Origin of the sequence: Enterococcus sp. DIV0175, assembly GCF_050529075.1 — a bacterium.
Classification (GTDB): Bacteria; Bacillota; Bacilli; order Lactobacillales; family Enterococcaceae; genus Enterococcus_B; species Enterococcus_B thailandicus.
On record NZ_CP172880.1, the window covers coordinates 954,208 to 966,859 of the forward strand.

Here is a 12,652-nt window from a genome sequence, read left to right on the forward strand (position 1 = left end):
ACGTTCAATCGTTTGTCTGTCTTTTTACTTATAGGATTTGTTTCGTTGATATTGCCACATTAGAAATGCTAAACAAATCACAAATAAGAAATCAAAGCAATTACTTACATCTTGAATAATCGTTGTTTGAATTGTTGGTGCAAATGCCAGAAACAAAAAGGCAAAGAAATTATAACCAAAACAAATGAGTGAGACCCAGCAGAAAAAAGGACTTAATTTTAATTCTTTAAAAACCAATGCGAAGAAAAAGAAAGAAAAAATTGCTAAGGTGACAACCAAGCCATTTAAAATGAAAAAGAACAGCGAATTTTGATTAAAGGTGTACAGTAACACAGCTAAAAAGGAAAACAATTTTAGTGCGATAAAAATAAAGGAAGCTTCTGCTAATGCTTCTGTTTTTTCTAGGTAGACGTAGCGTGAAAAAAAGATTGCAAACAGAAGCGATGATAAAGAAGACAAGATAAGTAAACCAGCGCTTTGGTCTAGCGTATTAAGCGTTGAGTAATCTAGTAAGAGCCATCCCAGCGCATGATTTGGTGCATCAGAAGTTGTAGAAAAGGTATGTAGTGCAAAGAATAGGATTGCCGAGAGTCCAAATAGCGAAGCTAATTGGAGATAAATCATTGTTTTTCGATTCATTCAACTTGTTCTCCGATACTGAAAATGATAGTTTGCATATATTATCATAACAAAACAATGAGCTTTTGTCGAGGTTTAGACAAAAATAAACCGGTTCAAACAAGTAATATTGTCTGATCCGGTAGGAGAAAACACTTTTGATTTTTCAATTAGTAAAACTTAATTTTTCTGACGTTTCCGAACTTTTTTTGTCCAAAATCCACCAGAAATATATTTTGGTTCGTAGGAAATAATGAATGCACGTTCTTCAACTGTTTTAATCAAGTTATATAGTTCACGTTCACTTTTACGAGGGGAAAGAATTTCTAAAACTAAACGTTCACCTTCAAGCCCCATTGCAGAAGTCTGTGTAACACCATAGCCATTTTCTCGTAAAATTCGAGGAAGGTTTTTATCTTCCGAAGTATTCGTTGGTAAAATTGTTGTAACCATGATGTAGCCAAGCGCTAATTTATCTTCGATTAAGATGCCAACACTTATCCCCACAGCATAGCCCAGTGCGTAAACAAATAGATTTAAAGGATTATCTAAACGATCAAGGACCAGCGAAAGTCCCATAATATAAATGATTATTTCAACCATACTAACAAGTGGTGCAATTAAACGATACCCTTTCATTGTCAGCATAAATCGTAGGGTATTTAGCGTAATATACGCAAAATTGATAATAAAAATCATCAGTAACATTTTTGGATCAACCATCAAACCACTCCTCCTATATCTTTCTTCTCTACAATAGCAAAAAAAACAAAAATTGGGAAAAATTTAAAGTATCTTCATTTGAAATAAATTAAAAAAGGATTATAATTATATTATAAAGACAGTGAGTAGGTGATGCAATGAAAAAAATCAATCAACTGATTTGTGTTAGCCATCTATTAAGTATGATCTTTAGTGTGTATTTAGCTGTTTATGCTGTTCAAGAAACGTTTGAGGTAGAAAATCTGTTCTTTCCGTTATCCATTATTGATTACTTCCTGATAAGTGTTATTTTCTTTTTAGTACTTTTTATTGGAAGTATGTTTGGTGGTGTAGCGAGTTTTCTTCGTTTTTCGATTTATCCGTTATTAACTCTGATCTTAGGAATAATCGGAATCGTTGCTCTTTTTTTATTTCCACAATGGTATTTAAGGCCAGCTTTACTGCTTTTTGGTAGTGTTAGTTTTTTTCAATTTTTAAGTAGTAGCTGGTTATTTTTTCAACATATAAATTTAATTAAGTTAGGTGACTCGAAATGAACCCAATCATGATGAAACGTAATGTGAAAGCAATTCCTGTATTAGAAGTTGTTTTAGAGGAACTAAAACAGACAAAAATTCCAGTGGTCATTTATTATCACGGCTGGCAGACAAGTAAGGAATTAGTTTTGACACAAGGCAGAAAGATTGCTCAATATGGGATTCGAGTTATTTTGCCAGATGCAATGAATCATGGGGAGCGAAAACAACCGGTATCCTCCATTCCTTCATATACGTTTTGGAATAGTATTTATGGTAATTTATTTGAATTTGACACACTAATAGAACATCTTGATAAACGTGGACTTTTACATGAAAAAGTAGCTGTAGGTGGTGTTTCAATGGGAGGGATGACTACTTGTGCATTACTTAGTCAGCATCCTAAGCTAATTGCAGGAGCCTGTCTAATGGGTTCTCCTGCGCCCCTTGCTTATGGACAAGGAATTCAAGCCCGTGCAAAAGAATTCGGCTTCCGTTTACCTAGGGACTATTTTGAATTGATTTCTTGGGTAGAAAGATATGATTTATCTTTAAGCCCTGAACGTTTAGCAGGAAGACCTTTGTTTTTCTGGCATGGAAAGGAAGATGAAAAAATTCCTTTCAAGCAAACCGCTGATTTCGTGAAGGCGAATCAATGGACCAAAGCGGGACGACAAATTATTTTTCATCCTTCAGAAAAGCAAGGTCATTTAGTTGAAATTCCATTGATGGAAGAAGCTGCTAAATTTTTTTACAAGTGTTTGATTAAAGAAAATCATGAAGGAAAGATGTAAGAGAATAGTATTTAGTAGTGAAAATAGAATGAGGATTTTTGAATAAAGAGCTGACTTTTTTGAGCAAAGTACTTATCTCTAGAAAAATGAGGTTGGAAATTTCTTTGATTCCAATCTCTTTTTTTTTGACTTTTTTGTTTAATGATAGAAAAGATATGGAAACTTGACTATAAAATGAGATAAATTTCGGTATAATAGAAGTTGAAATAAATTGGTCTATGTCCTTCATCGTGAGCTGTATTCGCGAAATTTTTGTTAGAAAGAGGTAGAGCTATGACAACTCTAGCAGACGTAGCAAAATTAGCAAATGTTTCAAAGATGACTGTATCAAGGGTTATCAATCATCCTGAACAAGTCACTGATGAGCTGAAAGAACTGGTTTTTTCAGCGATGGCTGAATTGAACTATCGCCCTAATATTGCGGCAAAAGCACTTGTTTCTAATCGATCACAAGTAATCAAATTGTTTATTTTAGAAGAAATCGACACAACAGAACCGTACTATATGAACTTGCTGATGGGAATCGCGAATCGAATTGGTCGAGCACATTATTCATTACAGTTAGTGACAACGAGTGGCTTCGATGTGGGTGCTTGTGACGGCTACATCATTACAGGAATGCGTGAAAAAGATTTTGATTGGATTGCTCGTCTGGAGAAGCCGGTCGTTTTATTTGGAGAAAATGATTTTGGCTATGATTATGTAGATAGTGATAATCAATACGGCACAACGAAAGCAACTGAATATGCTCTATCACAAGGATATGAATCAGTGGTTTATATTGGAATGGATGTGGCAGAGCCTTTTGAACGTGCCCGAGAAGCAGGATACTTAGCCGTTATGAAGGAACAAAATTTGCCGACAAAAACCGTTCGTTTTCCCAATCATTCAACAAAGACGGAAGAATATATTGATACGCATTGGGATGAATTTGATAAGAATACTTGTTTTGTTTGTAGTTCAGATCGTTTAGCTTTGGGTGTTGTCCGTGGGATTATGAAAGCTGGCGGGAAACTTCCGGAAGAGTATGGGGTAATCGGCTTTGATGGCGTCTTTTTAGATCAGATTAGTTCTCCTAAGTTAACAACGGTGAAGCAAGATATTATTCGGATGGGAGAAGCTTGTGGTGAAATGTTGTTGAAAAAAATTGATGAAAAAGGGGCAAGTCAAGGGTATCGGCGATTTTTTCCAGAAGTTATTTTGCGTGAAACGACCAAATAATACAAGTTTTCTTTAAAAAGAGCGTATGATTTCTGAAATTTATCAGCGCATTATTACTGAAATGGTTGAAATTATGCTATGATTGAGAAAAGTTCCGTTTTGAAAAGGATGAGTTAAATGAAAGAAATCAAGCGAAAGCATTTTCGTTTTCCCGCTTATGATGATGAAACAGGAGTAAAATTAAGTACTGAGTCTAATCGCGTTTTATTTGATGGTGTCGATGATTTGATGAGCAAAACAGATCAGCATCCGCAACAGCGTTATGGTCGGACAAAAGAGTTTCACTTTGATGAGAGCGAACGAGAACAGACACACCAGCGAAAACAAAGACGTACGATGAGTGGAACGACAAAAGGTACACCACGTCAAGAAAAGTTGGAACATTATAAAGAGAATTTACCAGAATATGGAAAGCACTATCAGCCTAAGACGACATCGACTGGTCGAAAGCAGCTTTTTGGTGAAAAAAATCACGTTCAAACGAATCAACAGGTGACATCACCTACACGTAATACAAAATCTTCAACAACAAATAACATCACTCATGAGCGTTCTTATTTTGTACCAAAATTTATTCCAGCATCCATTATTCCAGACCCTAGAGAAACACAGGTGACGGAAAATGAATTGATTCAATCAATGAAAAAAGAAGAAGATGCGTACTTGCTATTTGATACTGAGCCAACGCCGTATCAAGAGAAAAAAGGGGATAAAACGGTCAAGTCTTTTCACAAAGGTGAAGAAGAAACAAAAATGAAGGCAACAAATAAAAAGACAACAAATAAAAAGACAACTAAAACAAAAAAAGCACATGGTGTGTTAGAACGATCACTTCATGGATTGATTGAAGATCAAGGCAATTCATTGACAGAAAATAGTTATTTCAAGCAATAACAATGGATGATTGAAAATGATGAAAAGAGCAATGATGCAAATCATCGCTCTTTTTGTGTTTTGTTAACTATCTGTGAAAGTGGTTTGGGTAGTGTTTGTTAGTCGGTGGCGGAACGGATTTTATGCGATAACCTTAGATGTTCACAATTACTTGAATGTAGGTGAGCTACAACCTTATCCGCGGTGTTCCCCAAGCAACTCCTCGAAATAGCTTGCACTCACTGCAAAATATGAAAAGCTATTTTGAGTGCTTGCTCGCTATCTGTTCGGAGCTAAGCGGTTTGAACCACAACCTTTAGAAAGTAGGGAAAATCATGACAAAACAAATAAAAAAAATTGGCTTTTATCAAGGACTACCAATCGAAGAAAAAGATAGCTTCATCAAAATAATGGACGTTGCACCTGTTGCGACTGGCCACGATTTATTAGTAGCAGTTGACGCGGTTTCTGTTAATCCAGTTGACACGAAGCTTCGTCAGGGGGCGGCAAAAAAAGAGCAATTAACCGTTTTAGGTTTTGATGCAGTTGGACGAATCCTCGCAGTGGGCGATGCTGTTGAAAAGTTTCAAGTGGGCGAACGCATTTTTTATGCAGGAAGCAGCAAACGTCCAGGAAGTAATCAAGAGTTTCAATTAGTTGATGAAAGAATCGTTGCTAAAGCACCCAATTCTTTATCAGATGAAAAAGCAGCTGCATTACCATTAACTAGCTTGACAGCTTTTGAATTATTATTTGAAAAATTTCAATTAACACCACAAGCGAAAGCAAATGTAGGAAAGAAAATATTAGTTATCAATGGTGGGGGTGGTGTTGGTTCCATTTTGACTCAACTTGCTAACTGGAGTGGTCTTGAAGTATTTGCAACAGCCAGTGTTAAAAATTTTGAATGGCTTCGTAACAATGGCGTGGATCATCCCTTAGACTATCACAAAGATTTAAAGGAACAATTAATTTCTTTAGGGACGAATCGAGTCGATTATGTGGCCGTATTGTATGATGTGCTACCTTATTTCCAGCAACTACCAGAGCTTGTTCAGCCTGGAGGACGAGTAGGTTCAATCGTGGGTGTCAATCAGCCACTGCCAATTGGTGAATGGAAAAATCAATCAATTAGTTTTGACTGGGAGTACATGTTTGCGAAAACAGATTTTGACTATAAAATTGAGACACAAGGGGAGATCTTAGCAGAAATTGCTACTTTGATTGAGCAGAAAGTAATTCATAGTCATGTGGGTAAAATTTATCAAGGAATTTCTGTCGCCCATTTGAAGGAGGCAACAAAAGATGTCGAAGAGGGGCACGTTCAAGGAAAAGTGGTCTTAACTGGCGGTTTTGTTGACTAAATAGATAAAAAGAGAGCTAGGATATCTGTAGGGCATCCAAAAGTTAGGTTAAAAAAGCAAACTTTTGAGATTCAGTACATTCCGAGCTCTCTTTAAATTTGATAAAAGAATTGTATTAAATGGGTTCTTGATATTCAGGTAATTCTTCAAAAGGCGTTGTAGTTTCTTCTAAAGTCACCATTGAATCTTTCGCTGATTGAAAGAAATCAGGAAGCTGGACGTATTTTACTTTGTTTAACGTATAAGCTAAAACAGAACAGCTCAGTAAAGTATATAAGAAGTGTCTAAGATCAAGATATAAAAGGGACACTACTAAGATAACAAAAGTGACCAAGAAAAGACTCTTTCCGATTTTAACATGAAAATATTTTTCAATTGCTTGATATAAAATATCCGTTCCGCCCGTACTGCCCCCAAAGCGAAAAACTAATCCACAACCGATTCCAGAAAGCAGACCAGTCATCAGACTATTAATGAACAAGTTCCCAACGGCAAACTGTATATGAAGACTTTCCCATAAATGTAAAAAGAAAACCAACGCAAATGTTCCAACAATCGTACGAAGAAATGCGTGTTTTCCAAAAATAAATAATGAGATCAGTAATAATGGTAAATTAAAGACTAATGAAGTGATTGAAGGTGCAAATCCAAAAAGATTATTTAGCAGTAACGCAATACCTGTCACCCCGCCATCAGCAAGTTTTGAAGGTACATTGATTCCTGTTACAGCAAGCCCGTAGATCCCAGCACCTAAAATAATTCCACCAAGGTCTGTAAATAAATGTAGTTTTTTCATCTCTAACCCCTTTTCTGTTTGAAAATTTTCAGCAACCCCTATATTATACAAATAGAATCAATTCTTCAAGGGGTAAAAAGAAATTTTTTATCATCAGAAAACTTTTTCTTAGGCTAACAAAAATAAAGGAGAAGATTATGCGAGCTGCTGACTTATTAACTATATTGACAAATCCACCACGAAGCAAAGAATATCAAGGGATTTTCTTAATGACTAAAAATCATAAACGGCCAGTTACAACAATTGAAATCACACAAAAAAATGAAGTGATTTTACATTTTAATCAACAAAAAAACGTGCTGACAATGAAAGAAATCTTAGTCGGACTAATGATGAATCGTGAAAAAAATATCTACTATCAAGTGGATAATGAAATTATGCCATTATACGGTGTGAAAGAAACAGGAACAGAATTAATAATTTAAATAAAAAAATAAGCGTATGAAGCGTTGTTTTTTTTAAATGATATTTTCCGATGGGACGGTAAAATTTGAATAGATTTAAAGCGATAGATTTTGTTATTATTTAAATCGGGGAAAGCAATTACGTCACATAACGAAGGGGGGATGAAATGGGTCAGAAAAAGCTAATGATCGTTACGACATTTCTGTTAGCTATTTTCTTGATAAGTCCAGTAGCATTTGCCACACAGGGGAGCGAAGCATCACTTACTGTGCACGGAATGATTTATAGACGACCACTGGGAGAAACGATGATCAGTATGCGAGAACAATTGCCAAAAACAACAGATGTTCATTCGGCAGCATTGGTTTGGTTGGGGATATGTCTAGTCTGTATTTCATTCATCGGTTACCTGCTTGGACGAGAGGAAACGAACTTTTTTGGGGATAAGAACAATGTCATAAAAACAATCCAAAGTAGTTACCAATCTTTTACTAACTATGTAAGAAACGTCATTAAAAAAAGAGCTTTGTACATAAAACGTAGTTAAGCGTTTATCTTATCGTTCTTTGTAGGAAATTGTCAAAGAGCATAGGAGCACATAATGGAAATGAGTTATTTTTTTATAGAAAGTTTATCTGATGATTAAGTTGAAGTAACCTTACCTAGTTATAATGCCAAGTAATGCATTTCTGTAGGAAAAATTTGGGTACGAATATCAACATGGTAAAAAGAAATAAAAAAATTAAAAAGAAGTTAGGTTAAGAAAGAAATCCCCCAAAGATTCCTCTCTCATCCTAGCTTCTTATTTTGCTATTAGCGGACGTCCGTTGAATCTATGGTAGCAATGACTTAACAATAATGCCAATAATTATACTTGTGAAAAAAGTCACGGCAAAAAAACATAAAATAAATGACGCATTTTTTTGTCAAAAAAGTAAAAACGTCTTGTTTTTTAACAGTTATGCGCAGAAAACAACTTTTTTTTACATTTCTCACAAAAATTTAGTCTGCTCACCTATAATTGTAAAGGAACAAGCCAGTAAAGAAAATTATCTCCCCCACGAGATTTCCACTTTATTGGCTGTTTTTCTTCTTATTGATTTGTTGGACTGAACTGCAGAGGCAGAAGAGTCCTAAAAATTCCCCATCATTTTGTTGTTTTTAGCTAAAACAGAAAGACCAGAAAGATCATTATGATTTTTCTGGTCTTTTTGGTGTAGTAAGGCAACATATTTGGGGAAAGTATTTGATAGGTTTATACTTAAAAGATGACAAAAATTAATTGAGAAAGAGGAGACAAATGAATCAGTTTATTCAAATTCTTAGTGAACGGAAAGCAGAATTGCTAACGGCTACGTTCCAACATTTATCGATTTCTTTTTTTGCGTTGCTCATTGCAGCCTTGATTGCGATTCCTCTCGCAATTTGGTCAGTGAGTCATAAAAAATTAGCAGAAGTTTTATTACAAATTACTAGCGTATTACAGACAATTCCTTCATTGGCTTTATTAGGTTTATTGATTCCGTTTGTTGGAATTGGAACAGTTCCAGCCTTGATTGCTCTAGTTATTTATGCGTTATTACCTATTTTTCAAAATACGTATATCGGTTTAACTGAAATTGATCCATCAATTGAGGAGGCCGCAATTGCCTTTGGAATGTCTCGGATACGTCGCTTGATTAAAGTAGAATTACCCATTGCGTTACCAGTGATTATTTCGGGTATTCGTACAGCTTTGGTTTTGATCATCGGAACAGCCACTTTAGCGGCATTAATTGGTGCAGGTGGCTTAGGAACGTTTATCTTGTTGGGAATTGACCGTAACACACCTGTGTTAACATTGATCGGTGCAATTAGTTCAGCATTGCTAGCTATTATTTTTAGTAGTTTGATTCGTTTGTTGCAACGTGTTCGACCAATATACACCTTGATTGTGCTAGCCTTGACGATTGGCGTACTTGGAGGTATATCAGCATACCAAACATTTTTTGTGAAAGAAGAGTCTGTAGTAATTGCAGGAAAACTCGGTTCAGAACCAGAAATTTTGATTGAGATGTATAAAGAACTGATTGAAGAAAAAAATCCGGATCTTGCTGTCGAAGTAAAACCAAATTTTGGAAAGACGAGTTTTTTATTTAGCGCGTTGCAGAATGAGCAAATTGATATTTATCCAGAATTTACTGGAACAGTTTTAGAAAGCTTAGTCAAAGTTCCTGATGCAATGAAAGAAACAAAGTTGTCAGAAACAGATACGTATCAACAAGCAAAGGAATTGCTCCATCAACAAGAAGCAATGACTTTCTTACAGCCAATGGCTTATCAAAACACATACGCATTAGCAGTGAAAGAATCCTTTGCCAAAGCAAATCAGCTAGAAACAATTTCGGATTTGATCAAAGTGAATGACCAGATCAAAGCAGGTTTTACCTTAGAATTTATTGATCGTAACGATGGTTATCGGGGGATTCAATCAGTTTATCATCTAGAGTTTCCAAGTGTTCAAAGTATGGAGCCAAGTCTTCGTTACCAAGCAATCAAAAATGGCGACGTTAATGTGATTGATGCTTACTCGACAGATAGCGAGTTGAAAGAATATGGGTTAGTTGCTTTAAAAGACGATCGCCAACTATTTCCACCTTATCAGGGTGCGCCTTTGATGAAGGAAAATTTTGCTAACAAACATCCGGAAGTCGTGAGTGCCTTGAATCAACTTGGTGGAAAGATCACCGAAGAAGAAATGATTGACATGAATTACCAAGTCAATGTTGAAAAAAGAGAACCAGCACAAGTTGCCCATGATTTTTTAGTGACGATTGGGTTAAGCAAGGAGGCTGAAAAATGACAGAAATCATCGAGTTTCATCAAGTTCAAAAAAAATTTGCTGACAAAGTTGTGATTGACCAACTGGACTTCGTTGTTCATCCAGGTGAGATCTTTGTGTTAGTTGGTCCTTCTGGTAGTGGGAAAACAAGTACGTTGAAGATGATTAATGGTTTGATTAAACCAACAAGTGGTGAGATTTATTTTAAAGGTCAGAAACTAACTAGTTACAATTTACAAAAATTACGTTGGAAAATGGGGTATGTTTTACAACAAATTGCGTTGTTTCCAACCATGACCGTCAAGCAAAATATTGAAGTGATTCCAGAGATGTTAGGTTGGGAAAAGGGAAAACGGGAACAACAAGTAGACCAATTATTGGAAAAAGTGGGGCTGTCTCCAGCGGATTATCGGGACCGTTTTCCTCGGGAATTATCTGGAGGTGAACAGCAACGAATTGGGATTTTGCGTGCAATTGCTGCGAACCCAGAAATCATTTTAATGGATGAACCTTTTAGTGCTCTTGATCCTCTTTCACGCACTTCATTACAAGAGTTAGTGCTTTCCTTACACCAAGAATTAGGAACGACCGTCGTTTTTGTTACCCACAATATGGAAGAAGCAGTCAAACTGGGAAACCGAATTGGTGTTATGAAAGATGGTCGATTGATTCAATGTGATACGCCAGAAAAACTGTTGAAGCAACCGAATAACGCGTTTGTTCAAAGCTTTTTTGAAGAAACTAGCCAAAAAGAAATTTTGGTAGAAGAACTGATAGCGTTAGGCTTTTATGCTAAAGAAATAACAGATAAAAATGTTCCTGTGGTTGAGTTAACGACGCCGCTAACTCAAGTTTATGAGAAATTAGCCCAAGCACCAATTGTCCAAGTCCTCAATCAAGGAACTTTAGTTGGAGAGTTGTCTGGTCAAGATGTCTTTGCCTTTTTAAGTCGAAAGGAGTAAAAAAATGATTAAAGAGTATGACACAATCGTAATTGGTTCAGGAGTAGCAGGGTTAAGTGCCGCTTACGAGTTAAAAGCAAAGCAGCAGCAAGTATTAGTAATTGAAGAAAATTTATGGGGTGGGACTTGTCCAAATCGCGGCTGTGATCCTAAAAAAATCTTAATTGGTGGGGTGGAAGCACGCAATCGGATCAAGCAATTACTTGGAAAAGGCTTTTCTGAAGTGCCGCCATTAAATTGGCAAGAACTCCAGTCTTTTAAACGAACTTTTACTGACCCTGTTTCTGCAAATCGCCAAAAAGAATTAAGCCAGGCAGGAATCGATCATCTGACTGGAACAGCAAGTTTTCTGGATGAAGAAACAGTTGAAGTGTTGGGAAAGACATTTCGTGGAAAACATTTTGTGCTTGCAACGGGACAACGTCCGACCATTTTACCGATTGAAGGAAAGGAATTTTTACAAACAAGCACCGATTTTCTAGCGCTTGCTGAGCTACCAAAACAATTGATTTTTATTGGGGGAGGCTATGTTTCCTTTGAACTGGCAACGATTGCTCGTGCGGCTGGCAGTGAAGTGACCATTGTGCATCACAATCAGCGACCGCTAAAAGAATTTGATGAAGAGTTGGTTCAAGAAGCGATTGTCCAAATGAAAAAAGCTGGCATCCAGTTTGCTTTTGATGTGAATGCACAAAAAATCACGCGCCAAAATGAGAAATTACAGTTGATTGCTGGAAAAGAAATCTTTGAAGCAGATGCGATTTTTTGCGCAACAGGTCGCCAGCCAAATGTTGAATCGTTACATTTAGAGCGTGCCAATGTCGATTTTACGAAAAAGGGGATCATTGTGAATGAGTGTCTTCAAACAACAAATCCACAAATTTTTGCTTGTGGAGACGTTATCGAAAAACAGTTGCCAAAATTAACACCTGTTGCGACTTTTGAAGGCCAATACGTTGCACAAAAAGTGACACAACAACAGCAAAAAATAATCAACTATCCTGTCATTCCGACAATTGTTTATGGTAGCCCAAAGATTGCGACTGTTGGAACAACGAAAATTGAAGAGGATAGGCAAGTTGAAACAGTGACTCAAGAAATGACAAGCTGGTTTACCTACCATCGAGTGAATGAACCATTAGCCAAAGTAAAGTTATGTTTCAATAAAGAAAACTTTTTGATTGGCGCAAGTGTTTTGAGTGAGCAAGCAGATGAACTGATTGATTTTCTAACGATAGCAATCAATCAACGGTTGACGAAGGAAATCGTGGATCAATGGATTTTTGGCTATCCGACACTTGCTAGTGATTTGCCTTATCTATTGAAATAGGAAAGGAATAAATTAAGCAGAAGTGCTTGTTGCACCAATTTTGTTATGCTACACTAAAAAAAATGAATACTTGTTTCTGGGGATGTCGTAAACGGCATGAGAGTAAGTTGTGAACTTAGACCCATTGAACCTGTCAGTTAATACTGGTGAAGGGAGAAACATAGCAAACGCTTGTTTAAGTGGGACCTATGTTGCGTCCACAGACAAGCGTTTTTTTGTTCCAGTGTTAA

The 12,652-nt window shown here is 36.4% G+C and carries 13 protein-coding genes and 1 riboswitch; of the genes, 10 read left to right on the top strand and 3 right to left on the bottom strand.

What is annotated here, in order from left to right; genetic code table 11:
• Nucleotides 1-24 precede the first annotated feature (24 nt).
• Entirely contained in the window at nt 25-639 is a 615-nt protein-coding gene (locus tag IGJ76_RS04625) for a hypothetical protein (RefSeq protein ID WP_067485039.1), read from the bottom strand.
• Between the two features lie 159 nt (nt 640-798).
• A complete protein-coding gene (locus IGJ76_RS04630) occupies nt 799-1,341 on the bottom strand; it encodes a DUF2179 domain-containing protein (protein ID WP_067485041.1) in 543 nt (180 codons plus the stop codon).
• Between the two features lie 137 nt (nt 1,342-1,478).
• Here IGJ76_RS04630 and IGJ76_RS04635 point away from each other — a divergent pair, with 137 nt between their 5' ends.
• From IGJ76_RS04635 to IGJ76_RS04655, 5 genes are all read left to right on the top strand, one after another.
• The gene (locus IGJ76_RS04635) at nt 1,479-1,877 is read left to right on the top strand and encodes a hypothetical protein (protein ID WP_067485042.1); all 399 of its coding nucleotides are present in this window, start codon (nt 1,479-1,481) and stop codon (nt 1,875-1,877) included.
• Nucleotides 1,874-2,650 (top strand): alpha/beta fold hydrolase, encoded by a 777-nt coding sequence (locus IGJ76_RS04640; RefSeq protein WP_067485046.1) that lies wholly within the window; start codon nt 1,874-1,876, stop codon nt 2,648-2,650. Before IGJ76_RS04635 ends, IGJ76_RS04640 begins: the two co-directional genes overlap by 4 nt.
• Nucleotides 2,651-2,923: 273 nt before the next feature.
• On the top strand, nt 2,924-3,871 hold the full coding sequence (locus tag IGJ76_RS04645) for a LacI family DNA-binding transcriptional regulator (protein ID WP_067485049.1): 948 nt from the start codon (nt 2,924-2,926) through the stop codon (nt 3,869-3,871).
• Nucleotides 3,872-3,988: 117 nt separating this feature from the next.
• Entirely contained in the window at nt 3,989-4,765 is a 777-nt protein-coding gene (locus tag IGJ76_RS04650; RefSeq protein WP_430596756.1) for a hypothetical protein, read from the top strand.
• A 314-nt stretch (nt 4,766-5,079) separates the two neighbouring features.
• Nucleotides 5,080-6,108 carry a zinc-binding alcohol dehydrogenase family protein gene (locus IGJ76_RS04655; protein ID WP_376715572.1) on the top strand — a complete coding sequence of 343 codons (1,029 nt, stop codon included), beginning with the start codon at nt 5,080-5,082 and terminating at the stop codon, nt 6,106-6,108.
• Nucleotides 6,109-6,223: 115 nt separating this feature from the next.
• Here IGJ76_RS04655 and IGJ76_RS04660 read toward each other — a convergent pair whose 3' ends face one another.
• Nucleotides 6,224-6,904 carry a YitT family protein gene (locus tag IGJ76_RS04660; RefSeq protein WP_071869388.1) on the bottom strand — a complete coding sequence of 227 codons (681 nt, stop codon included), beginning with the start codon at nt 6,902-6,904 and terminating at the stop codon, nt 6,224-6,226.
• Nucleotides 6,905-7,041: 137 nt separating this feature from the next.
• On the opposite strand from IGJ76_RS04660, the gene IGJ76_RS04665 reads away from it, so the two are divergent.
• The 5 genes from IGJ76_RS04665 to IGJ76_RS04685 all read left to right on the top strand — a co-directional run bounded on the left by IGJ76_RS04665 (nt 7,042) and on the right by IGJ76_RS04685 (nt 12,422).
• Nucleotides 7,042-7,329 carry a hypothetical protein gene (locus IGJ76_RS04665; protein WP_075491184.1) on the top strand — a complete coding sequence of 96 codons (288 nt, stop codon included), beginning with the start codon at nt 7,042-7,044 and terminating at the stop codon, nt 7,327-7,329.
• A 146-nt stretch (nt 7,330-7,475) separates the two neighbouring features.
• A complete protein-coding gene (locus tag IGJ76_RS04670; protein ID WP_430596757.1) occupies nt 7,476-7,856 on the top strand; it encodes a hypothetical protein in 381 nt (126 codons plus the stop codon).
• A gap of 753 nt (nt 7,857-8,609) precedes the next feature.
• A complete protein-coding gene (locus IGJ76_RS04675) occupies nt 8,610-10,151 on the top strand; it encodes an ABC transporter permease/substrate-binding protein (RefSeq protein ID WP_071869391.1) in 1,542 nt (513 codons plus the stop codon).
• A complete protein-coding gene (locus tag IGJ76_RS04680; protein WP_071869392.1) occupies nt 10,148-11,092 on the top strand; it encodes an ABC transporter ATP-binding protein in 945 nt (314 codons plus the stop codon). The genes IGJ76_RS04675 and IGJ76_RS04680 overlap by 4 nt, the downstream gene beginning before the upstream one ends.
• Before the next feature lie 7 nt (nt 11,093-11,099).
• Nucleotides 11,100-12,422 (top strand): dihydrolipoyl dehydrogenase family protein, encoded by a 1,323-nt coding sequence (locus IGJ76_RS04685; RefSeq protein WP_075491210.1) that lies wholly within the window; start codon nt 11,100-11,102, stop codon nt 12,420-12,422.
• 67 nt (nt 12,423-12,489) lie between these two features.
• Nucleotides 12,490-12,594: riboswitch (TPP riboswitch) on the top strand.
• Nucleotides 12,595-12,652 lie beyond the last annotated feature (58 nt).